The organism is Winogradskyella sp., assembly GCF_028282165.1.
GTDB lineage: Bacteria > Bacteroidota > Bacteroidia > Flavobacteriales > Flavobacteriaceae > Winogradskyella.
In genome coordinates this window covers 109,527-132,223 of record NZ_JANQIM010000003.1, presented here as the reverse complement: position 1 = coordinate 132,223, position 22,697 = coordinate 109,527, and the positions used below count along the sequence as shown (strand labels likewise).

Here is a 22,697-nt window from a genome sequence, read left to right as displayed (position 1 = left end):
ACAAGCAGCTTAAAATCAATTGTAATAAAAATAATTTAAAATAATGATAATCAGCACTATAGGTTGTTTTAAATACAATACCCAAAGTGTGTTTTTTATTTGGTAAAGGCTGTTTTGGGTATTTTTTTGAAAATGTTATTGGTTACTTAATTGTAAAGTCCATGTGTTATAAATCCATGGGCGACTGTAAGAGTGCAATTCCTTTTTTGGAAAAGCATTAAAGTACAATCCGAATTCTGAATTGAACTCAATTCAGCTGGATTATATTAAAATTTCAAAGTTTTTTTAGACTTAAGCAATATTTGACCTATTGACAATCATATTTAGTTTTTCTTTATGTCTTATTAAATCTGATATAAATGAAAAAAGAAGTCTTGTTGCAATTAATCATGGTTTTATTTGTAGGTCTAAGTCCATGTCAAGAAAACCAAATGGAGAAAATTGATCGAATTAACGATCTTTTGTCCGAACTTAACGAAAGGGAAATGTTTAATGGAGGATTTATGATTGGAACAGAACGTAAAATATTATATAATGAAGTCTTCGGAAAATCTGATGCTGTTTTACAACAAAACCTAGAAGTTTCGGCTAAATTTGGAATAGCTTCTGTTAATAAAACTTTGACTGCGACCTTAATCATGAAAATGATTGAATTAGAATATTTGTCGCTTGATTCTAAATTAATCGATTTCTTTCCTAATTTGCCTTATTCGGATATCACTGTCGATCACTTATTAACTCATACTTCGGGCATTCCCTTTTATTATGATCATTTAATAAAAAATAATTGGGACAAATCAAATCAATTGACCAATGACAAACTATTCTCTTTATACGAAAAGATTAAGCCAAAGCAAGAGTTTCCAGCAGGTACAAAATTCTCTTATAGTAATGCGGGCTATATGTTCTTGGCAGGAATTGCCGAGAAAGCTTCGAATAAAACATACGATGAATTATTGGAAGAACACCTATTTAAACCCTTAGACATGCAGAATACGTCTCGTCTCATTAATATTGACGATAAGGATTTGTCTTTGGCCAAAGGCCATAAATTGTCGATAAAAAAGGGAGATTATGTGCCATTAAAATACCATGAAGATTATAATTCATTTCTTGATGCCTACTTTAGAGACAGAAAAGGCGCAGGAGGTCTAAATTCAACGATGTTAGATTTATGGAAATTTGGAGTTGCTATTAAAGGAAGTAAAATTCTTAGTTCCGAGCTAACTAAAAAGATGCTAACTCCAACTAAAACTAGTAATGGTAAACTACACCCATACTCAAAGGGATGGCAATTAGAACGTACAAATGGTAAGAAGAATATTGGCCATAGAGGCGGATCTGAAGGTGAGAATTGTTTTTTTAGGATTGCTCTTGATGAGGATTTTACTTACTTTCTCGTTTCAAATTACAGCACTCCTTATCTCAGTCAAATTAACGAACAGATTAAGAGCATTTTAAAAGGGGAATCGGTAAAGAGAATAAAAAAGTCTGGTGTTGAACAATTAACCAAAAATTACACCGCAAAGAGTTTTGATGCCTTAAGTGATATGGCGAATAAAATGAGGAAGCAGAAAGAGGAGTTCTATTTTACATTGAGTGAGTTCAATAGCGTAGCATGGCCATTTTGGTTAAAAGAAGATTATGACACCGCATTTGACTTCTTAAATCTGGCAACAATTGCTATGCCAAATAATGCCGGTGCTTGGGAAGTTTTGGCAGAGGCGTATATGGAAAGGGGAATGAATGAGAAAGCCATTAAGTATTACTTATTGACCATAAAGATATTAAACGAGGATGACTCAAAAAAAGGGAAGAAATGGGTGAAAGAATGGATTGTTGAGATGAATGAAAAAATAGAAAATCTCAAAAAATCCTAACACTAAACTTTTTTTAATTTCCTAAATAAAAATGATTATATGTAGAACAATTAATACGTTACTCATTTTTTCTTCTAGTACAAGCTAATGCCCCCAATCCTAATCCACGACTCAAGTATTGAGGCTGTTTGGGGTGAGTATCAATTTCAACCACTAATATTTCGGTTGGGTTTATTGATCTATCGGTTATTCTCCTGTCTGTTTTAATTAGATTAACAATTAGTTTAGTGGGTTTTGTTTCGACGACTTCATAGATTCGACTGTTAAGGGGGCCAAACTCGGTAACAATGTGTTTGTAAAATTTTATGTGTTCTTTTAAATTCAATTTATCTTGTAATGATGGATGATATGTGCTTTTTATAAAGGTGCTAATGGCCTCATCTGTACCTGAGTTATGGGTATTGATGAATTTATTAAGCAACTCAAGTTGATGGTTGGTCTGGCAAAACAAAATAATTGTGTTTAAAGAAAATAGTACTAAGAAAACATGCTTTTTCATTTTGATAAAATTTTGGGATTATAGATTAAAGACGTATTTCTGAAAAAGATGTTGCAAAGCATGTGTTTTTGCAAATGATCTTATAAGAAAGGAGATAAAAGAGGATGTTGTTTAAGGATAAAACAGTATGTTGTTTAAGGTTGAACAGATATGGATTAGAAGCTAAGAAACAGATTTGTCCAAATTCGACTTTAAAAGAAGAATATATGATTTATGATGATGGTCTCAATTTTAGATTTTATATTGTTGTAGTTTTATTGAGATTTATAGGTTAAAGTAAAAATGGATAGTTATATAGATTTTGTTCTTTTCCTAGGGCTAGCCCAAGGTTTTTTTTTGATCATAACTATTCTGTTTGCGAATAAAAAGAGTAATACGCATAATTATTATTTGATACTCCTTATTGTATTATTTGCCATTGTGCTGATTCATCAAATATTAAACCGAAAGTCCTGGTTTGTAATCGATAATTTCTTATTCTATTTCTCATTTTCTACACCTTTATTAATCGGTCCCGTTCTGTACTTTTACATTAAAGGATTACTTTTTAAAACTAGCTTGCAAAAGATCGATTTACTTCATTATGTCCCATTTCTGGTCGTAATCATTTATTTTATTTTACGCGATTTGTTTGGCATTAGTCACCTTGATTCTCAAGAGTCTAAAGATGAAACACCTATTTATGTAAGTGTTATAGGGTCATTTAAGATCATTCATCTTATCACATACTCTATTTACCTTACAGTTCTATTGAATAAATATAACCGTACAAAGACGCAAAGTAGAGAACAAAAGTCCGTTTTGAATTGGTTAAGAGTGTTTATGTTGCTTTTTCTAACAGTATTATTTTTAGGTGTTTTTGTCTTCGTCTTAGGACACTTAGACATTGATTATCCGCCTATATTAGATGACAATTTACCAACTTTGGGACTTGTGTTTGTTTTCTATTTTATTGCATTTATGAGTATTAAAAACTCCGATATTTTTCATATACGAGGTATTCGTAAAAAATATCAAGACTCTAATCTCGATTACACTACCAAAGATATCTACTTAGATAAGATCAAAAATGAAATTGAGAAAAACAAAATCTACCTTAATAGTGAATTAAAGCTTCAAGAATTCGCGGACACCATAAATATATCGTCTAATTATCTTTCTCAAATTATTAACGAGCATTATAACCTTACCTTTAGGGAGTTCCTCAATTCGTATAGAGTTAAAGAAGTTCAATCGAGACTTATTGACCCAAGTTATCGCAATCAAACCATTCTTTCAATCGCTTTTGATGCTGGTTTTAATAGTAAAGCTGTATTCAATAGAGCTTTCAAAAAATTTACTGATATCACACCAAAGCAGTATCAAAAAAAGTATGCATCATTAGATCATTAATTGGTCTTTAAATATCTTTCAAGACGACTCTTTCTTCTTTGTGTCTTTTTTTTACATCATAAAATCCAAGACATATGAAAAAAAAGTATCTCCGCGTATCACTTCGGATAGTATTAATAATCTTTGCACTGTCATTTAAGACAAATGCTCAATCCATAGAAGATCTAGTTAAAGCTAATCAGGCCTATAATGGTCAAAAATGGCAAGATGCCTTATCTGAATATCAGAAAATTACCATCGCTAATCCTTACAATGGCGAATATTGGTTTCAACTGGGGAGGATTCAGTATAATTTAAAAAACTACAATGCATCTAATATTGCCTATGAAAATGCTATAGAAACTGGATATGATTTATCTACATCAGCGTACAATATGGCCTGTAATTATTCTTTACTTAATGAAAGAAAAAAAGCGATTTCTTGGTTGAATTTTGCCGTAAAGAATGGGCTTAGAGGACGAGAGGAATTGCTATCTGAAGACACTGATCTTGATAATATAAGAGCAGAGGAGGGTTTTCAGAGGTTAATGAGCCCTTTTATTCCCAGTGATATATCTAGGGAAGAAGGATGGAGTACTGATTTAACGTATTTAAAGAGAAAGTTTGAAATAACACATTACGATCTATTCTCTCTAATTGATAAAGCCGACTGGGAAAATTCGTTTGATAATTTAAAGAGAAATGTGGACCATTTAGAAAACTTTGAAATCATTGTGCGTCTTATGGAGATTGTGGCCTCAATTGGTGCAGGCCATTCTTATGTTATTCCCCCTTTTTCGGGAATTAATCAATTTAATCAGCTCCCAGTTGAATTTTACAGATTTAATGATGGTATTTATATTAAATCCGCCTTAGATCAATATTCAGACATGGTAGGAAATAAAATAATATCCATAAATAATAAACCAATAGAGGAGATACTTAAAAAAGTGAAGCGTGTCTCTAATCCCGAAAACATAATTATCTCTGATTGGACGGCTTTATTCTATTTAACATTACCAGAGGTTTTAAAGTACTACGGTTTCACTGACAATATAGATAACCTCGAAATAACATTTGAAAACAATCAGGGTCAAATAGTATCAAAAAATATATCTAGTCAGCCCTTCAATCCACAGATTGTAATGTCAAAATCTGTTTTAGCGGGATGGACTTCAATGTTAGATGCTTCTGATAATGGACCAATGTATTTGAAAAACACCAATAAAAAGTTCTGGTTTCAGCAAATTCAAGATTCAAAAGTCCTTTATGCACAGGTTAATGAAATTAGAAACGGAGGCAATAAAACTTTAAAACAGTTTGGTAAGGAGATAACAGATTACATAAGTACCAACGACATCTCTGCTTTTATTTTGGATTTAAGATTGAATAATGGAGGTAATGGATTATTAAACAGAGATTTCTTGACACAAATTATTAAGTGTGAAAAAATAAACCAAAGGGGTAAATTCTTTACGATAATTGGTAGAAAAACATTCTCTGCAGCAATGTTACTTGCCACTCAATTAGATGAGTACACTGAAACCGTATTTATTGGCGAGCCTACTGGAGGAAGCCCAAATATGATTGGTGATGATAATCAAATTGTTTTGCCTTATTCTGGTCTAATTACTTCGGCTTCTTCGAAATATTGGCAGAGCCATATTAGTTATGATACAAGAAATTGGATCGCTCCTGAAATTTTAACGTCATTAAGTTCAAATCAATACAGGTCTGGTCAAGATCCTTGTGTAGAAACCATTCTAGACATAGTTAGTGGTCAATAAGATTTAGCCATGGTTGGGTTTGAATCATTTTTTTCAGGGATTTTGGTTGTGTTCATATTCATTCCTTTTTAAGGATTGGTAAGATTTACCTCCTTAAAGCTTACAGAAGAATTCCAATCTTAACATTAAAGTATAAGATGTAATTGAGTTCCCGATTTTTGTTCATTCCTATGGGTAAATAAGCAATTTTTGAATTGGGTTGGACTTTTAATAACAGTATATTTTCCAAAACTCTTAAACTATGAAAGCGCTATACGTATTATTGGCTTTATTATTGGTTAATTATGCCCACTGTCAAGAGGTTAGAGGGAAAACCCTAACTTTTTCTAATGCCTTAAGTTTTACTAGCGAAGCCGATAGCATTAAGTTCTACAAATCTTATGAGTTTATGAGTCCAGATGTTCTAAGAATGTATATGGCGCCAGTTTCGGTAAAATTTCATATTAAGAAGGACTCCATATTGATCTGCAAATACTTAGAAAAGAAAACTGAGTTAACTTCAATGTATCTTATTACAGCAGATAGTGTAAAAGAAATTAATGCTGTTACTGGAAGAATCAAAGAATTAAATAGTTCATCTAATCACACATCCTATTCAGATTTTGATTCATATACCAGAATAAAAAATGAAGATACTGTTATTGCGAATAATACATCTTTAGCATGGATTTCGAAGGCCAGCCACGGATGGAATAAAATATGGCTTGTAGATACTCCCAGAGGATTAGAATATCCAAGGAACACAGGTTTTTTAATTAATAAATACGCAGGCTTTTTGTTTAAGGACAATATAGTGAATAAGCAAATTCGATATATAAAAGATGGCAGAATTATTACTAGTGAATTGGTAGTTATGGAACCATTGAAAGAGCAAGACTTCAATAAGGTTATAAAAAGACATACAATTGTAGATATCAAAACCAAATATGCGCCAATAGAGCAGAATATAGACTATGATAGCAATGCTATTAAGATCGGAGAGAAAATACCAAATCTTTATTTCCGAAACGTATTTGATGACAATATTAACTCAATATACAACTCTAACAAGAACACTAAATTTTTAATTATCGAATTCTGGGGAACTTGGTGTGTACCCTGCATGGAAGCCACGGAAAAAATCAAGACTTTAAAGAAGGGCTATTCTAAAGATCATTTGAATATCATTTCATTAAATGCTCATGATCGAAATATTGAAAAACTTAAGGGGGTAATTAAGAAGAAAAGCATGAATTGGAATCATGGTTATGCAACCAAGAAAATTCTGTCTATACTTAATAGTGGTGGCTCTTACCCTCGAGCAATAGTGGTAGATTCAGAAAATAACATACTTTTTAAGGGTAATCCATTAACTGATTTTGAAAAGATTAAAGCGATAATTTCAAATTAAGTTTTTAGCAGTTTGTTCTATTTACGGTTAGTCCGTCTTAATAGTTAAACAAGTTAAAAAAATGTATTGCCATATTGTTTTATTAAACACCTGGTTTTTTTTGATAAAGAAACAAACAATGTATTATCAAGGACAGTTTCTGGGAGTTTTATCGTTCTATAACGACGAGGTAAAAATTGGGATTAATATCGATACTATTCCAACGTTCTAACCCACCTTTTTTTGCATAGCTGGTAGATTTTTTATTGTCGTAAGAGACTCTCGGAAATGCATCGCGTGGCTTTTCAACGGACTTGTTCTTATCGATCCATTCTACACCGATAAAGTATTCTTTATTTTTATCTATGGATAAATTAAATTCTGATAGATCGAATTCTAGCCATCCTTTTTTAATGTTGGATTTTTGAATAACCGAGCTAGTCAATAAATCCTTTCCTGGCTGTTGTTTGTTAGATTCTAATATTCTGGCACGCAGTATAAAATCTTGGTTTAATTTATTTCCCTGAACATGAACAACCAGTTTTTCGATCTTGCCGTTCTTTTTGGCGGTTATCATTTTTGTTAAAGAAGCCCCTGGGATTTTACTGCCAATATAAGCGCCTTGTGGGATAAGCGCTAATGAAGAATTTCCATTCTTAAATCTTTTTGGTTTTTTGGTAGAAATAAAAACAGTAGATAGTGTCTCAACATCCTCATTCAATACGACCTTTATTTCTGTATTTAAATTTTCCTTTATTTTAACTTCGGTATTTTTGTGACCTAAAGCCGAAATGGTAAGAATCTGATCTAAATATTTTTCTGGAATCTCAATTGAGAAATGACCATTTTCGTCTGAAGATGTACCAAAATATTTATCAATAATTCCAATGTTGACATAGGGAATAGGTTGATTATTGGAATCTAGAATAATTCCTTCGATATAACTTGATGAGTTTTCTTTTATTTCTTCTTCTGGTAAAGTTTGTTGCATTAACATATCCATTATGCCAAGAACTACAGTTTCGGAAGCAGGAGAATCAAAATTTGATAGAACAACAACATTCAGGCCCGAAGGCCCATGATAGCCAACAATTGTGCTCACCCCAGGAGAAGCCCCATTAAAATCAAAAACAATGGATTCCTTGTTGATTTCGTCAGACTCAAAATTACTTGTCATCAGGGACAAAGCTTTTTCGTCAATAAAATCCCCATTAAAAACAGCATTCATTAAGTTGCTCATATCTCTAACGGTAGAATAGCCACCTCCATCCGAGGCTCCTCTTTGTGACAAATCGGAGGCAGGTGGTAATGGTGTTCCTTCCGAATTAAAGACAATACCTGTAGCATATGAATTATCCCTTTGATTCTTATATGGGTGTCCAGAATTGTGCATGGACAAGGGTTGGAATACATTATTCTCTACATGAGAATAATAATCTGTCCCAGTAACTTGCTCAATAATTGAACCCAAAATAATATAACCCTCATTACTATAATTATATTGGGTGCCAGGGTCAAATAGTAGTTCTGTTTCTTTAATAAACGTCATATATTCATTAATCTCATCTAACGTTTTCTGCATTTTCAAGAATTGGGGATTATCCCAATAATGACCAAACCCAGAAGTGTGCGATAATAGTTGGTGTATTGTAATTTCCTTAGCTCTAGGGTCATTAAATTCAAAATTAAAATCACTAAGCTTATCGTTATAATTGATTTTGCCTTTTTCAATCAACTGAATGATTGATAGAATAGTGAACAGCTTTCCTACTGAAGCCAGTGAAAACTTAGTTTCTGGTGTGTTTTCAAAATCATTTTTTATGGAGTTATATCCAACACACTTCTCGATGATTTTATTTGAATGGCCATCGCTGAGAATGATACAGCCAGAGAATTTGTTTTGTTCGGATAATGATTCAACGAGGTCTTGAATCGATTTTTCCAAAGAGTTATTATTCTGGGCACTACAAACAAAAAAAATTGAAAAAATTAGGGTTATAGATAATGATAAGACAGATTTTCTATTGTTTAGTTGAAGAAGGGAGCTTGTTGATTTCATAATCTTTTATTTATAGTGCAAATTATATTCAGTCGATATAATTTTACATGACAATTATTGCTAATTATACAATTATCTTCATTTGTTTTTTATAGATACTTCAGTATTTCTAATGTAGAATTAAAATATTTCGTCTCAATTGTAACCTTTCCGAAAAAAAAAGAGTCAATATGAAAAGCTTAAAATCATGGAAGAAGTAGATATTGAAAAGATCCGAAAGCTGAATTGTGCTGGTAACCATTTGATTACATCAAGACTTCGGGAGATCTTTTTTTCGGTAGATAACTCAACCTATTCCATAAAAATTCCAATAGATGGAGAGGAAAGGTATAAGGTTGATAATTATTCATACAAGGTGAAACCCGGAGAATTTTTAATTGTAAATCAGAATCAATCCGTAGAATTGGCGATCCGATCAAAAAAAGACATTATAGGAAAATGTATCTATCTAGACAGATGCTTGGTTAATGAGATTTATAATGATATTACAAAAAAGAATTACTTTAAGGAATCGATAGATCGGCTTGAGCTCAATCTATATCATGGAAAATATACAATGAAGAGCGACTCCCTATCAAAAACCCTTGCGCAAATTGTTAGTCGAGATGTGATTCCAAATGAAGAGATGTATTTTGAACTGGCTTTCGAATTGATAAAACATCAAATAGGGGTCAATGAAACCATGAATTCTTTGAGTGTTACCAAAGCCTCTACCAAACAAGAACTACATTCCAGGTTAATTTCCGCAAAAGCTTATATGAACGACAATTTTACGGGCGATATCAATATAGAGATGATTAGCGAAAACGCAAACATTTCAAAATTTCATTTAATTAGAACATTCAAAACAGTCTATGGTAAAACCCCATATAATTATTTAACAAGTTTGAGATTGAATAAAGCTGTGGATTTAATCAACATCGATAAAATGTCACTTGATGAAGTTGCAGTTGCCTCTGGATTTGGAGATCGTCGGAATTTAACAAGAAACTTCAAAAAGAATCTGGGATACAATTTTTCAACGGTTTTAAACCAAAAGGCTCTTAAGCAATTCAGTTGATAGTGTTTTTTATTGCGTATAAACTAAAATTAGCAATTTTTGAAAGGTTATACTTCTTCTAAATCATCAACTTAACAACTTCATTTTACAAGACCATCAGACATGAAGTATTATTTATTCTTTTTTGCAATTGCAATTTTTAACCTTAACCTAAATTCTCAGGAACTTCAAAGGAGGCCAAACTTAGGCTTAAGCATTAAACCGCTTACTGAGCAAATATCTAAACAACTGAATTATACCGGAAGCGCAAAAGCATATGTAAAGAGAGTAATTCCCGGTGCATCTGGAGAGAATTTAAAATTTCTTGAGAATGACATTCTAATCGAAATTGGTGGAGTTCGTGTTGTTAAAGGTTTTTATAATCAAGTTAAATCCAAATATAGAGCCGGAGACGAAATAAGTGCCAAAGTGTTTAGAGATGGAAAAGTCGTAGAGTTAAAGGGCGTATTGACGGCTACTCCAAAAGAGACATCCGAATATGCCGACATAATTTATGATAGTGTCGATTTTGAAGGAAAACTAAGAAGTATATTATATCTCCCTAAGAAGAGAACAAACAAGAATTTACCCGTTATTTTTTATGTGCAAGGCTTTAGTTGTGCTTCAATGGAACAGGTTAATCAGTTTAATAATAGCTCGGTTCATCAACTTATAAATGGTTTTGTACAAAAAGGATATGCAGTATACAGGGTTGAGAAACTTGGCATGGGTGATTCAAAGAATAACCTCACGTGTACTGAAGTAGATGTTAATACTGAAATAAACGGTTTTAGGGAAGCATTGAAGCGCTTAAAAAAAACAGAGCACATCAATAATGAAGAAATCTATATTTGGGGGCACTCTCTTGGAGCATCACACGCTCCTTTTATTGCCAGGGATATAGGCGTTAAAGGAATAATAGGCTATGGCTTTGTTGCTAAATCTTGGCATGATTACCTGATCGATATCATTACCCTTCAATTACCGCTACTTGAAGATTTAACCTATGGCGATGTACAAGGAAAAATGGATGACTTTCGAATGCCCTTACATGAACTTTTTTATAGTGATGATGCCTTAGAAGACATTATAAGTCGTTATCCAAAAGAGGATATGGATTTTTTGTTTAGTGTGTTTTCTTATGATGGTAAATATTTGCTAGGGAGGTCCCCCGTTTTTTTACGCTCTTTAAATAAATTGAACTTAGTAAAAGAGTTTCAGGATATTAAGACACCCACACTTTCCTTGTATGGAGAATCTGATCTTGCTGCAATTGGAGGTGAAATGGCAGTAAAGACGATTGCCGATGCCATAAACCAAGTTTCTCCAGGAAATGGTTATTATAAATTAATTCCATTAACAAACCACCATCTATCAAAGGTGGGATCCATTGAGGACAATGTAAAAGTATTGAACGAAAAAAAATCATGGCAAAACGCTAAGATAAATTTTAACAAGGATATTATTGAGATAACTCACAATTGGATTTTGAGTTTGTAAATAATATAGTCTTGTGCTATTATGGAGAATAAGGTCTGCGTTACAGTATTTGCTTTGTTGGTTTTGTTTATTTACTGTAAACCAACGAGTCAATCGTTTGATGAATTATGTCAGGAATTTATAGAAGGATATAAATCTCTAGACATCCCAAGTGCAGGACTAAGTTTTGTGAGTAATTTAAACAATATAAAAGACCAAAATAGTTTAAATGCACAAACAGACTTCTTCAACAAATTTAGAGAAAAACTCCTTCTAATTGACACCTCGTTGTTAAGGGATGATCAGAAATTGGATTTTCAACTACTTAATTACGAAGTTCAGCTAAATCTAGAGCGATTGTCTCTAGAGACGCAATGGGAAAGACTTCCGATTAAAGATTCCACATCAATATATCATATTCCAAATGGTCCAGAATGGTATAAGTATTTTCTTAAAAAGTGGGTAGATATGGATGCAAAGCCAGGAGATATCTTCATCTTTGGCGAAAAAGAAATAACAAGAGTTAAAAAAAACCTTCAAAGAATTAGACAGAGTCAGACTAATCGGCCATTTTTCGATGATAGCCTTAATTTAGTTGAGAATTCAGTTCTAATAAAAAAAGCTTTTATGGGAATGGGTAGCCAAATAGATAGCATTATCGCCGGTAAATTCCCCTATCTAGATTCTATCCCAGGCCTTACAATAAGTAAAAATGAACAAGCCTCATTGATGCATGTCCCAGCTTATTATAACAGGAATGTCTTCTATTATAATGGTATTACTTATGGGCAAATGACCAATATGTTTGTTCATGAAGCTTCTCCAGGACATCATTATCAGATGAATGTTACCAAAATGCTGAATAGATCACCTGTGCAAGAACTGTTTTGGTATCCTTGTTTTATAGAAGGCTGGGCGACTTATATTGAAGATTTACTCATTGAATTTGGGGCTTATACATCACCTATTCAAGAGTACGGAAAGTGGGAGTGGGACTTAATAAGATCCGTAAGAATGTGTATTGATGTTGGTGTGAATTATTACGGCTGGTCAGATGAGAAGGCCTTAGAGTTTTGGCAAAAACATATTGAAGGAAAAGACGATATAGGCCATAGGGAGATTAACAGAATAAAGCGTTGGCCAGCGCAATCCATTACTTATAAATATGGCTCACAAAAAATAAAACAAATTCTTAGTTCTAGTAAAAAGCAAAAAGGGTTTAACTATTTAGATTTTCATAAAAGGATTTTGGATAAGGGCGATATACCGTTAAAACTCTTAAACTAAGGTTTGGTAAGAATTCTACTCAAGTTGATTTGGCAGAATAATCTTTTTGTTTTTATCACTTTAATGGCATTACTTATAGGCATTGTTGTGCACTGGTTTTTATTTTTTCATTAATTCGATCAGATTTCTTTTCTCCAAGTTCAGTTTTTATAAGCTCGGAATTCCGTTTTATCAAGTTTTGGAAAGTCTGAAATTCTACTGGTTTTTCATTCCAAAACTCAGTCGGTAAGTCTAAAACAGCTTCTAATAAATCACCTTCATAAAGGTCACCTTCCGCCAAAATATTCAATTCCAGTTTTTCGATAGCGATTTCGGCCAGATATTCAATTCCGATTTTTTGAGAAATTAGAAGTCGTAATTGTTCGGTTGTTAAGTTCTTAATTGAAATTTTTCTGTATTTGTGACAGTTAATTACAAGATTAGATGGAAATATAATTTCATCTTTCCAATAATCGTTTTCTAATTGTTCTATTGATTTTGAATTAGTTTTCATTTCAATTTTTTTTCAAATTCTAATTGCTCAAATTTTCTATCTATCAAATTCCGATAGTTTTCTTTAAATTCGTCTGTTAAAAAACTTGAATCGATTAAGCCATACCATTTGCTCCGTTGTTTTTGAAATTTATTAAAAACATTTTCAATTGATTTTTCGTTCATTCCGCTTGTCTTCATGGCAATGAAGAAATCCTGTCTTTTCAATCTCTTCTTCTTACCGTTGAGATTAAGGGCTAATTCTTCATCATCACCTTCTACCACAAGTTCGGAGGCTACTAAATCGTAAGCAGGACAGAGGTTATAGTTCAATGACACATCCTTTAATAATGAGAAGTTTTTAAGGTGCATGTCATTGTTTCCGGTTAAAAAACAGAATAGGACCAGTTCATAGAAATTTACAACATCAAATCCTGGATTGGCGGAAAATGCTTTTATGGTTTTTGCAATTTGTTCATAAGACCCTTTGTATTTGTGCTCGGTTAGGCGTTCGGTTAACTGGCACATGTCTTCCATATGGAGTTTTCTGTCTTTAGGTCTATCGATTCGTTTTGTGATATAGGCTAATTGTCCCGACTTTAATCTAATAAGCGAGTGTTCTACAGTTTTTATTTTTGATGACGCTGCCAATTGCATGGTTAAATCCTCAATTTCTGGGAGTTGCTCATACAGTTGTGTTTGAGGTTTTAATATAAATTTACCCCAAAGGCCAACGATAGTAAATCGCTCTGTTGCCGAGTTTCCAGTCATTTTTTTTCTATTTAATGAGAGCTTTGGTTGTACACCAGTTACGGTTCTTTGGCTTTTAACAACCCGTTCGGCTAGCATTAGCATTTCATCTTGCGTATAATCTAATAGTGGTGGCGTGTTTTTGCCAAAAAATTTTCGACTACAGGCTTTATGAAATCCATACGTTTTGAATTCATCATCATTTATTTCCTTATAGCAATACAAACATTTAACCATTATCTTCAGATTCAATAGGTTCAACGGAGACAGCTCCGATACAATCTTTACAGGTCACTAATAAAATACTCATTCTGTCCCTTAGGTTTAATTTCCAATTCTTTTCTGCGATGTCCAATAACCACCCTTCTGGGATTAAACCGTCGAAAAAGGGAAATAAAATTTTACTCGAATACTTGTTTTGACTAATTGGGAGTGTTAGACTTATAGGTTCTGGATTTTCCATATCTAAATAGTCTGCTTCATATGTGTAATGAAATCCGTCTTCATCTTCTATGAGCGTTCCAGCCCAATTATCGTGCATATAGATTTTAGCTTTCTTCATTTCCTCTGTTTATTGGTATAGGTCCTAATTCATATCCAAAAAGACTTAGCACTTGGTTTATTTTATCCATTTTTAGGGTTTGTTTTCCTTTTTCAAGTTCCCTTATGAACCTTATACCGACACCGGATTTTTCGGACATTTCCTTTTGTGTCATTTTTAATGACTTCCTTTTTGTGCGAACGAATTCATTTAATTTTAATTGTTCCATATTATACCCTTTCGGGTACAAATATATGAAATCTTATTAATAATACACCCTTTCGGGTATAATTTATATAATTAAGCTGAATAATATACCCGTTCGGGTATAAAATAGATATTTTAATGGAGAAAACGCCCTTTCGGGTATAATAATTCTCAAAATAAAACTCAACTAGTAATGGGTTGTAATAGTTTTGGTTAGAGTTTATGTAGAATTGTCCATAGGATGATTCTATTAGAAATCAGTATTTAAAAGTAGGAATAGTTCGTTCTATTAACCAGCAAAGCTGCATGAAATTATAAACCTTATTGAGCTCTGTTATTTTCCACTTTGTTTTTTCGTTATTCCATAAAGAATTAGGTCGTGGTATTCCGTTTTCTTCAAAATGTGCGCTTTCAATTCGCCCTCTTTGGTCATTCCGCTGTTTTGCATCACCTTTCCAGATGCTGGGTTTTTTGCTAAATGTGATGATGTAAGCTTATTTAGTTTAAGTGCGTTAAATCCAAATTCAATCATTGCCTTTGTCGCTTCTGTAGCTATACCTTTGCGCCAAAATGGTTCTGCAATCCAATATCCAATTTCAGCACGATTAAACCTTTTTTCTACAGTCAGGCCAATTCCTCCAACAAATTTATTTTCATTTTTTAATCGGATTGCAAAAATGTAATTTGTTCCAGATTTCAATCCTTGGTGTGCAAGATTAATCCAATAAATTGCATCTTTCTCAGAATAGGGATGTGGAAGATTTAGTGTATAGTCTGATATGTTTTTATTAGAAGCGTATTTTACTATGTCTTCGATATATTCTGATTTTAATTCGCTTAGAATTAGTCTTTCCGTTTCAATCTGTGGTAATTGGTTCATCTATTCCGAATGATTGTTTTAATTGGCGTAACAGTCTTGGCTATAAACAGTAGTAATTATTTATAGCCATTATAGCCAGTAGTTTTTATTTTATTTAGTTCTATTCCATTCCAGCGATAATATATTGTGTCTCTCGCAATTTCTGTAGCTTCCTCAGGTATTTCAAGTGTTCCAGAATATTCTCGCTTGATTTCTACAATCAGTTCATTTATGGGGGGTATATTGAATTCTTTAGTATAGTCAAAGGTGTTTAGCTCACCAGAATAATAATTGAAAATCCCATTAACGTTACCATCCGCAACCAATAATGTTTTTCCGCTTTCAAATTTTAAGGGGAAATATATTGTTGAATTTGAAGTCTCACCTGAATATGAAAAAGTAATCGTTTTTAAATTTCCTTCATTGTCAACCGAAATAAATGTAGTTGTACTAGTTCCAGGACAAGACTGTCTAAAATCGTGATATCTTACTACGCCTTTGCAAAATGTAAGTCCATTGTAATTAAGCCATTCAATATTGTACCCGTGATTTCTATTCAATTCCATTGAGTCCATCACTATACTATTGTCTTTGTCATTAAAACTTAATATTTGGTATTTGTATTTGTTTGGTTTTTCTCCAAACAAAATATTGTTTTTCAGCTTTTTTATAGCTAAGCCTTTTTCAAAAAGGTATCCTTTTTGACCATTATTAACTATCTCATACCAATTTTCTTTTGCTTTGTTGATTGTTGCAGTTTTCCCATCTCGTTCAATATCTTTTGGTTTATATGAACGTACTATTGGTTTCCAGCTTTCTACTGCTAAGTTAGGAGGTAATGAATCAATAACTTTACTCTCTGTTGATGGACTACAATAAACGTAGGTTTGATTTTGAAATGTCAATAGATCTTTTCTTTTTCTGGAAATTTCTAATAACTCTAGGTTGATAGTATCACACTCTGTAATTAGATATAGAGAGTCAACGAACTCTTTGTTGAGTTGCTTCACTTTAATAGATTCAACTACTTTGTCTTTTGTGTAGTTAGACGTTTTATTTTGTTTGACATTATTGCAACTGAAGCATAAAACAATCAATATGTAAAAGTGTATTCTCAATGTTATGTTAAATTAATGGCAACGGGTTGTATCTTAACAAAGATACCTGTTATTGCTTAAAATTTTGGGTATAACATAAGTTTCTCGTTCTCTTTTTCGTTAAACTTTTGGTTGTAAAACGGTATCCAGAAGATTGCCTTTCAGTTTTCTTAACCTTTGACTTCACTTGAAACTATGGCTTGTTGATGTTGTCCCTTATTGTACCTTTAAAAACTAAAAAACCTTGTAAATCTAATGTCTACAAGGTTTTAAAGTGGTGCCTCCAGGAATCGAACCAGGGACACAAGGATTTTCAGTCCTTTGCTCTACCAACTGAGCTAAGGCACCAGCTGCTTAATTAAGCAAATTTTCTGCCAACAGCAATACTATTGCAAAGGCGGATGCAAATATAAATTCATTTTTAGTATTACCAAAAAGAAATTTGTAAAATTTGATTTTATAAATTTGCCCAATAGAACAACTTATGAACCTTATTGTAGACGTTGGAAATACCTTTGTAAAGTTTGCTGTTTTTAAGGATAATGAACTTATACATAAAGCCAGTTTTGAACTCAAGGCGTTTAAAAAGCATTACAAAATACTACGACGGGATTTTCCAAAATTAAAGGCCTCGATTATCTCTTCGGTTGGGTATTTGTCTGAGAAGCAAATTGAACTTATTGATGATGATCTAGAAGTACTAGAACTAAATCATAATACAAAGCTCCCATTTAAAAATCTATATAAAACACCAGAGACTTTAGGGGTTGACCGTATGGCGCTTGCCAGTGCTTCGGTGAGTCAATTCCCAGATAACAATGTATTGATTATAGATGCTGGTACTTGTGTTACATACGACTTTGTAACATATAAAAATGAGTATCTAGGAGGTGCTATTTCACCAGGAATACGATTAAGATATGAAGCGCTCCATAATTTAACGGCAAACCTTCCGTTATTAGAGAAAGACCAGCCAAAGACAATTATTGGTGACTCTACAGAATCGTCCATCCATTCTGGTGTCGTTATAGGAGTTGTTAAAGAAATTGATGGCGTTATTGACCATTATAAACAGAAACACCAAGATTTAACAGTTATTTTAACAGGTGGTGATGCCAATTTTTTGTCAAACCAATTAAAAAATAGCATATTTGCGAACTCAAATTTTCTATTAGAAGGTTTGAATTTCATTCTAGATTTTAATTCAAAATAATGATAAAGAGACTCATTGTAGTTTTTATTGCAATAATAAGTTCTAACGTTTTTGCACAACAAGGTACAGCTTCACCATATTCTTTTTATGGAATAGGGAGTCTTAAATTTAGAGGCACCGTAGAAAACCGTAGTATGGGAGGCATGGGTGTTTATCTAGACAGTATACATATCAATTTAAGAAATCCGGCAGCTTATGTTGGTAAAAATATTGAGGCCATGCCATTTGATAATGAGAGTAGGCCAGTTAAGTTTGCCGTAGCAGGCACTATGTCTAATGCCACACTTAACGGAAATTCTGGTGAAGCCGAAACCAATAGTACAACATTCGATTATATTGCCTTATCGGTTCCAGTTGGTAAATTTGGTTTTGGTTTTGGCTTGCTGCCATATACTTCTGTAGGCTACAGATTAGACGATATTAATGACGATCAGGATATTATTAACCGTTTTAGAGGTGAGGGAGGTGTAAACAGAGTGTTTGCAGGTTTCGGATATCAGATTACTGATAGGCTTAGTGCTGGTGTAGATATTAATTATAACTTTGGAAATATACAGAATTCTGCCATTGCGTTTCAATATAATGAAGGCGAACTCGTAGAATTTCAAACGAGGGAAGATAATCGATCAGACCTAAGTGGCTTAAGTTTAAATTTTGGTCTAGCCTATAAAATGATGATTTCCGAAAGTTTAGAGCTCTCGGCAACTGCAACGTATGCACCAGAAAGTGAATTGTCTTCAGATAATATACGCTCGTTTTCTACAATAGTGATTAATACTATAACTGATGTTGAGGCGACGGTAAATACATTCGATGCTGACCTTGAGGGTCAAAATTTAAAAAATACCAAATTAACATTGCCATCGCGATTTTCGTTTGGTGCTGGAGTAGGAAAACCCATGTCTTGGTTTGTCGGAGCTGAATATACTTTGCAAAACACAAGCAATTTTTCTAATCCACTTTATACAAATGCAGTTACAACATATGAAAATTCGTCCCAGTTTTCTTTAGGAGGGTTTTATATCCCTAGTTATAATGCCTTTTCTGGTTATTTTAAACGAGTGGTTTATAGAGCAGGATTTAACTTTTCAAACACAGGTTTGGTAATAAAAGATGAGCCTATTAATGAGTTTGGCATATCTTTTGGATTAGGTTTACCAGTTGGGAATCGAAGCTTATTTTCAAACGCCAATATAGGAATAGAATATGGGCAACGAGGAACAACTAACGAAAACTTAATTAAAGAGAGTTTTATAAACCTTAACTTAAGCTTATCTTTGAGCTCTAGATGGTTTAGACAAAAGAAGTACAACTAACAATAATTATAACAAAATGAAGACGAAAATAACAATATTTTTAGCAGCTCTTTTTGTAGGATTCAACATTAGTTTTGCACAGCAAGATGAAGAATGTATGAATAATCTATCAATTTTTGATAGTTACGTAAAGAGTAAAAAATATGATGATGCATACGAGCCATGGAAAATTGTGCGCAACAAATGCCCAAGGTTTAATAGAGCTATTTATGCCCATGGAGAAAAAATACTAACACATAAGATCGAGAATTCTACCGGTGCAGAACAAGTAGCACATATTAATGACCTAATGTTGCTGCATGATCAAAGTAGAGAAAATTTCAAATCTAAATATGATCTTGGTGAGGTATTAGAAGATAAAGCCAACTTGGCCTACAAATACAAAAAGGAATTAGGAAAAGATGATCAACAGCTTTATAGTATGTTTGACGAAGCATATACTAAGGATGCTAAAAACTTTACAAACCCAAAAGCACTTTACACGTATTTTTCGTTAGCTGTAGATTTATTTGATGGAGGTAAGATGCCAGCACAACAGATGTTCGATAAGTACGATGACGTTATTGAAATTATCGAAGGGATTATTGAGAGCAATACTGTAAAGCTTAACAAATATGCCGCAAAAGAAGAAGCTGGGGGAACTTTAAGCAAAAAAGATGCTAAGCGTAAAAGCAGTTATGAGTCTTACATTGATGCTTTTGAAACTAAGATTATTCCAAGTATGGATAAAAAATTAGGAGATAGAGCTACCTGTGAAGTTTTAGTGCCATTATATCAAAAGAGTTTTGAGGATAAGAAAAATGATGGTATTTGGTTACAGAGAGCAATGAACCGTATGTACGCTAAAGGATGTAAGGAAGATCCATTATTCTTGAAGTTAGTAGAGCAAAAAAATAATATAGAACCAACGGCAGATACATCTTATTATTTATACCTATTAACAGGAGAGCAAAAATATTTCGATCAATCTTTAGAATTGCAACCAGATCCTTTAAAGAAGGCCAAGTTATACAAAAAATTGGCTCAGGATTTAAAAAGCAAGGGAAGTTATGGTAAAGCCAGACAATATTATATGGAGTCTGTAAAGCTGAATCCTTCGGATGGGTCACCATATTTATCGATTGCAGCTATGTATAAGAGTAGTGCAAATAACTGCGGTAAAGATAACTTTGACAAAAGAGCTGTATTTTGGTTAGCAGCTAGTACAGCAGAAAAGGCAGGTAGAGTAGATGGTCGCTTAAGATCTATAGCAAATAAAACTGCAGCTAGCTACAGAGCTAGTGCGCCATCTAAATCAGATATTTTTACAAAAGGAAATGCAGGGCAGTCACTTAAAATTGGGTGCTGGATACAACGCACTATTACAGTGCCAAATATTTAATGGTAATTAAACATTTGCATATAACAAGGAACATAGTCACAGCATTTGCTGTGACTATGTTTTTTTCATGTGAAAACAATTTTAGTGATGTTCAAAAAATAGGCGTTCTACAAAATCAACCTATAGGTGAAGCAGAGCAAATAGATTTAAGATACACGGAGCTTATTGAGGATTCGGTTCATTTAAAAGCTAATCTCATTAGTCCCAAAATGCTAGACTATTCTAACAGGGATTTTTCTTTTTCAGAATTTCCAAAAGGTATACTACTAAAAGTGTACGATGAAGAAGGTAAAATGACGACTATTACATCGCGCTATGCCATATTTTATAGAGATACAGATATAATAGATTTAAGAGATAAGGTAACCATAACAACGCATAGTGGAGAGGTTTTATCGACAAGTCAGTTGTATTATAATGAAAAGTTAGAATGGGTATTTACTAACCAACCTTGGGTATTTAAAAGAGCGGCAGGGCCACTCCACGGTGTTGGTTTTGATTCTGATAAGGACTTCAAGAATTTCCAGATGTTGGAAATGGGTGGGGACTTCGAACTCGATAATTAACTATCTTTGTACCATTAATACATTCATTAACTAACGGATGAAAATCTTAAAATTCTTTCAGTACGCATATATCGTCTTCGCGGTTTTATTTCTTTGGGATGCTATATCCAATTGGTCTGTAGACAGAAGCAGATCCTACATGTCTTTATTCTTTGTAGCACTTGCCTTATTTATGTTCTTTTTTAGAAAGCGATTCGCCAAAAAATTTCAGGACAGAAATAAAGAATAGTCTATGGCTGTTGATATAGTCATTATTATTGTCACACTTATCCTTTCAGCTTTTTTTTCAGGGATGGAAATCGCCTATGTGTCTTCTAACAAGATTCATATAGAACTAGAAAAAAAGCAAGAAGGCTTTTTGGGTAGAATACTGACAAAGTTAACGGCAAAGCCCTCCAAATATATAGCCACTATGCTTATTGGCAATAATATTGCCTTAGTCATTTATGGGCTTAAAATGGGTGATGTTCTGGTAACGTGGTTTCAGTCTATGTTGCCTTCTGATAATGCAACATTAACCTATTTGCTTACGGATTTTCAATTGTTGACTAAAACAGTCATTTCTACGTTGGTGATACTTATTACAGCCGAGTTTTTGCCTAAGGTATTTTTTCAAATTTATGCCAATACCTTGCTCAAAATATTAGCACTGCCTACTTACATATTTTATCTGGTATTCACTTGGATTTCGGATTTTGTACTTTGGATTTCGGATACGGTTTTAAAATACGTCTTTAAAGCTAAAGGTGAAGATGTGGCGCTAGCCATGACAAAGGTTGAACTTGGTAATTATATCAGTGAGCAAATGGAGTCTTTTGAAGATCATGAGGAAGTGGATAGTGAAATTCAAATATTTCAGAATGCACTTGAATTTTCCGACGTTAAGGCAAGGGAAGTTATGGTGCCTAGAACCGAAATTACCGCTGTAGATATCTCAGAGTCCATAGAAAATCTAAGGCAATTGTTTATCGAAACCGGACGAACCAAAATTCTGGTCTATAAGGATACTATCGATGATATTTTGGGTTATGTACATTCATTCGAACTTTTTAAAAAACCAAAAAATATCAAGTCGGTAATAATTCCTGTGAGTTTTGTCCCAGAGACGATACTCATTAAGGATGTGCTTAATATCCTGACCAAAAAACGCCAAAGTATTGCTGTAGTTATAGATGAATATGGTGGTACCTCAGGGATTATGTCTGTTGAAGATATTATAGAAGAACTCTTTGGTGAAATTGAGGATGAGCACGACACGCTAGAAATGACAGAAGAACAAATAGACGAAAACACCTATAGATTCTCTGCAAGATTAGAAGTAGATTATATTAATGAGACTTATAAATTAAACCTTCCGGAAAGTGAAACCTATGAAACTTTAGGCGGTTTAATTGTAAACAAAACCGAAGGAATTCCTGAAGAAAATGAAGCTATTCTTATAGAAAATTTTAAGTTCACGGTAGAAGAAGTATCATCTACAAAAATAGATATTGTACAACTAAAAATACTAGAGCTGGATTAATACC

21 protein-coding genes and 1 tRNA gene are annotated in these 22,697 nt (G+C 33.1%); 13 read left to right on the top strand and 9 right to left on the bottom strand.

Annotation, left to right across the window (positions count from 1 at the left end; translation table 11 throughout):
* Positions 1–359 precede the first annotated feature (359 nt).
* Complete coding sequence (locus Q0972_RS01055) at positions 360–1,880, top strand: serine hydrolase (RefSeq protein WP_299361475.1); 1,521 nt, start codon at positions 360–362, stop codon at positions 1,878–1,880.
* Positions 1,881–1,938: 58 nt separating this feature from the next.
* On the opposite strand, the gene Q0972_RS01050 is transcribed toward Q0972_RS01055, so the two are convergent.
* On the bottom strand, positions 1,939–2,379 hold the full coding sequence (locus tag Q0972_RS01050) for a hypothetical protein (protein WP_299361472.1): 441 nt from the start codon (positions 2,377–2,379) through the stop codon (positions 1,939–1,941).
* 282 nt (positions 2,380–2,661) lie between these two features.
* Here Q0972_RS01050 and Q0972_RS01045 point away from each other — a divergent pair, with 282 nt between their 5' ends.
* The 3 genes from Q0972_RS01045 (at position 2,662) to Q0972_RS01035 (ending at position 6,927) form a co-directional block, all read left to right on the top strand.
* Positions 2,662–3,771 (top strand): AraC family transcriptional regulator, encoded by a 1,110-nt coding sequence (locus tag Q0972_RS01045; protein ID WP_299361470.1) that lies wholly within the window; start codon positions 2,662–2,664, stop codon positions 3,769–3,771.
* Positions 3,772–3,845: 74 nt separating this feature from the next.
* The gene (locus Q0972_RS01040; protein ID WP_299361468.1) at positions 3,846–5,537 is read left to right on the top strand and encodes a tetratricopeptide repeat protein; all 1,692 of its coding nucleotides are present in this window, start codon (positions 3,846–3,848) and stop codon (positions 5,535–5,537) included.
* A gap of 241 nt (positions 5,538–5,778) precedes the next feature.
* Complete coding sequence (locus Q0972_RS01035; RefSeq protein ID WP_299361465.1) at positions 5,779–6,927, top strand: TlpA disulfide reductase family protein; 1,149 nt, start codon at positions 5,779–5,781, stop codon at positions 6,925–6,927.
* A 148-nt stretch (positions 6,928–7,075) separates the two neighbouring features.
* Here Q0972_RS01035 and Q0972_RS01030 read toward each other — a convergent pair whose 3' ends face one another.
* Entirely contained in the window at positions 7,076–8,965 is a 1,890-nt protein-coding gene (locus tag Q0972_RS01030) for a serine hydrolase (protein WP_299361462.1), read from the bottom strand.
* A gap of 187 nt (positions 8,966–9,152) precedes the next feature.
* Here Q0972_RS01030 and Q0972_RS01025 point away from each other — a divergent pair, with 187 nt between their 5' ends.
* From Q0972_RS01025 to Q0972_RS01015, 3 genes are all read left to right on the top strand, one after another.
* Positions 9,153–10,025, top strand: coding sequence for an AraC family transcriptional regulator (locus Q0972_RS01025; RefSeq protein WP_299361459.1), 873 nt, complete (start codon positions 9,153–9,155; stop codon positions 10,023–10,025).
* Between the two features lie 102 nt (positions 10,026–10,127).
* Positions 10,128–11,504 carry a hypothetical protein gene (locus tag Q0972_RS01020; protein WP_299361456.1) on the top strand — a complete coding sequence of 459 codons (1,377 nt, stop codon included), beginning with the start codon at positions 10,128–10,130 and terminating at the stop codon, positions 11,502–11,504.
* Between the two features lie 21 nt (positions 11,505–11,525).
* Positions 11,526–12,770 (top strand): DUF885 family protein, encoded by a 1,245-nt coding sequence (locus tag Q0972_RS01015; RefSeq protein WP_299361453.1) that lies wholly within the window; start codon positions 11,526–11,528, stop codon positions 12,768–12,770.
* Between the two features lie 73 nt (positions 12,771–12,843).
* On the opposite strand, the gene Q0972_RS01010 is transcribed toward Q0972_RS01015, so the two are convergent.
* The 7 genes from Q0972_RS01010 to Q0972_RS00980 all read right to left on the bottom strand — a co-directional run bounded on the left by Q0972_RS01010 (position 12,844) and on the right by Q0972_RS00980 (position 17,043).
* A complete protein-coding gene (locus Q0972_RS01010) occupies positions 12,844–13,263 on the bottom strand; it encodes a contact-dependent growth inhibition system immunity protein (protein ID WP_299361450.1) in 420 nt (139 codons plus the stop codon).
* Positions 13,260–14,228, bottom strand: coding sequence for a HipA domain-containing protein (locus Q0972_RS01005; protein ID WP_299361447.1), 969 nt, complete (start codon positions 14,226–14,228; stop codon positions 13,260–13,262). The genes Q0972_RS01010 and Q0972_RS01005 overlap by 4 nt, the downstream gene beginning before the upstream one ends.
* Positions 14,221–14,553, bottom strand: a complete 333-nt coding sequence (locus Q0972_RS01000; protein ID WP_299361444.1) for a HipA N-terminal domain-containing protein — start codon at positions 14,551–14,553, stop codon at positions 14,221–14,223. The genes Q0972_RS01005 and Q0972_RS01000 overlap by 8 nt, the downstream gene beginning before the upstream one ends.
* Entirely contained in the window at positions 14,540–14,761 is a 222-nt protein-coding gene (locus Q0972_RS00995; RefSeq protein WP_299361443.1) for a helix-turn-helix transcriptional regulator, read from the bottom strand. Before Q0972_RS00995 ends, Q0972_RS01000 begins: the two co-directional genes overlap by 14 nt.
* Before the next feature lie 312 nt (positions 14,762–15,073).
* Entirely contained in the window at positions 15,074–15,619 is a 546-nt protein-coding gene (locus Q0972_RS00990) for a GNAT family N-acetyltransferase (RefSeq protein ID WP_299361440.1), read from the bottom strand.
* Positions 15,620–15,675: 56 nt separating this feature from the next.
* A complete protein-coding gene (locus Q0972_RS00985; protein ID WP_299361438.1) occupies positions 15,676–16,503 on the bottom strand; it encodes a hypothetical protein in 828 nt (275 codons plus the stop codon).
* 467 nt (positions 16,504–16,970) lie between these two features.
* Positions 16,971–17,043: transfer RNA gene (locus tag Q0972_RS00980), tRNA-Phe, on the bottom strand.
* 136 nt (positions 17,044–17,179) lie between these two features.
* Between Q0972_RS00980 and Q0972_RS00975 the strand changes: the two genes are divergently transcribed.
* Genes Q0972_RS00975 through Q0972_RS00950 form a run of 6 tightly spaced genes read left to right on the top strand, consistent with a single transcriptional unit; the run spans position 17,180 to position 22,693 of the window.
* Positions 17,180–17,908: a type III pantothenate kinase gene (locus Q0972_RS00975; RefSeq protein ID WP_299361436.1), complete on the top strand. Its 729-nt coding sequence runs from the start codon at positions 17,180–17,182 to the stop codon at positions 17,906–17,908.
* Positions 17,908–19,224 carry a hypothetical protein gene (locus Q0972_RS00970; RefSeq protein ID WP_299361434.1) on the top strand — a complete coding sequence of 439 codons (1,317 nt, stop codon included), beginning with the start codon at positions 17,908–17,910 and terminating at the stop codon, positions 19,222–19,224. The genes Q0972_RS00975 and Q0972_RS00970 overlap by 1 nt, the downstream gene beginning before the upstream one ends.
* Positions 19,225–19,240: 16 nt before the next feature.
* A complete protein-coding gene (locus Q0972_RS00965) occupies positions 19,241–20,605 on the top strand; it encodes a hypothetical protein (protein WP_299361432.1) in 1,365 nt (454 codons plus the stop codon).
* The gene (lptC, locus tag Q0972_RS00960; protein ID WP_299361430.1) at positions 20,605–21,171 is read left to right on the top strand and encodes an LPS export ABC transporter periplasmic protein LptC; all 567 of its coding nucleotides are present in this window, start codon (positions 20,605–20,607) and stop codon (positions 21,169–21,171) included. Before Q0972_RS00965 ends, lptC begins: the two co-directional genes overlap by 1 nt.
* Positions 21,172–21,208: 37 nt before the next feature.
* Positions 21,209–21,400 carry a hypothetical protein gene (locus Q0972_RS00955; RefSeq protein ID WP_299361428.1) on the top strand — a complete coding sequence of 64 codons (192 nt, stop codon included), beginning with the start codon at positions 21,209–21,211 and terminating at the stop codon, positions 21,398–21,400.
* Positions 21,401–21,403: 3 nt separating this feature from the next.
* Positions 21,404–22,693, top strand: a complete 1,290-nt coding sequence (locus Q0972_RS00950) for a hemolysin family protein (RefSeq protein ID WP_299361426.1) — start codon at positions 21,404–21,406, stop codon at positions 22,691–22,693.
* The last annotated feature ends 4 nt before the right edge of the window (positions 22,694–22,697 follow it).

Coding starts and splice junctions, on each gene's coding strand:
- Q0972_RS01055 (WP_299361475.1), top strand. CDS start 360: ATGAAAAAAGAAGTCTTGTTGCAATTAATCATGGTTTTATTTGTAGGT.
- Q0972_RS01050 (WP_299361472.1), bottom strand. CDS start 2,379: ATGAAAAAGCATGTTTTCTTAGTACTATTTTCTTTAAACACAATTATT.
- Q0972_RS01045 (WP_299361470.1), top strand. CDS start 2,662: ATGGATAGTTATATAGATTTTGTTCTTTTCCTAGGGCTAGCCCAAGGT.
- Q0972_RS01040 (WP_299361468.1), top strand. CDS start 3,846: ATGAAAAAAAAGTATCTCCGCGTATCACTTCGGATAGTATTAATAATC.
- Q0972_RS01035 (WP_299361465.1), top strand. CDS start 5,779: ATGAAAGCGCTATACGTATTATTGGCTTTATTATTGGTTAATTATGCC.
- Q0972_RS01030 (WP_299361462.1), bottom strand. CDS start 8,965: ATGAAATCAACAAGCTCCCTTCTTCAACTAAACAATAGAAAATCTGTC.
- Q0972_RS01025 (WP_299361459.1), top strand. CDS start 9,153: ATGGAAGAAGTAGATATTGAAAAGATCCGAAAGCTGAATTGTGCTGGT.
- Q0972_RS01020 (WP_299361456.1), top strand. CDS start 10,128: ATGAAGTATTATTTATTCTTTTTTGCAATTGCAATTTTTAACCTTAAC.
- Q0972_RS01015 (WP_299361453.1), top strand. CDS start 11,526: ATGGAGAATAAGGTCTGCGTTACAGTATTTGCTTTGTTGGTTTTGTTT.
- Q0972_RS01010 (WP_299361450.1), bottom strand. CDS start 13,263: ATGAAAACTAATTCAAAATCAATAGAACAATTAGAAAACGATTATTGG.
- Q0972_RS01005 (WP_299361447.1), bottom strand. CDS start 14,228: ATGGTTAAATGTTTGTATTGCTATAAGGAAATAAATGATGATGAATTC.
- Q0972_RS01000 (WP_299361444.1), bottom strand. CDS start 14,553: ATGAAGAAAGCTAAAATCTATATGCACGATAATTGGGCTGGAACGCTC.
- Q0972_RS00995 (WP_299361443.1), bottom strand. CDS start 14,761: ATGGAACAATTAAAATTAAATGAATTCGTTCGCACAAAAAGGAAGTCA.
- Q0972_RS00990 (WP_299361440.1), bottom strand. CDS start 15,619: ATGAACCAATTACCACAGATTGAAACGGAAAGACTAATTCTAAGCGAA.
- Q0972_RS00975 (WP_299361436.1), top strand. CDS start 17,180: ATGAACCTTATTGTAGACGTTGGAAATACCTTTGTAAAGTTTGCTGTT.
- Q0972_RS00970 (WP_299361434.1), top strand. CDS start 17,908: ATGATAAAGAGACTCATTGTAGTTTTTATTGCAATAATAAGTTCTAAC.
- Q0972_RS00965 (WP_299361432.1), top strand. CDS start 19,241: ATGAAGACGAAAATAACAATATTTTTAGCAGCTCTTTTTGTAGGATTC.
- lptC (WP_299361430.1), top strand. CDS start 20,605: ATGGTAATTAAACATTTGCATATAACAAGGAACATAGTCACAGCATTT.
- Q0972_RS00955 (WP_299361428.1), top strand. CDS start 21,209: ATGAAAATCTTAAAATTCTTTCAGTACGCATATATCGTCTTCGCGGTT.
- Q0972_RS00950 (WP_299361426.1), top strand. CDS start 21,404: ATGGCTGTTGATATAGTCATTATTATTGTCACACTTATCCTTTCAGCT.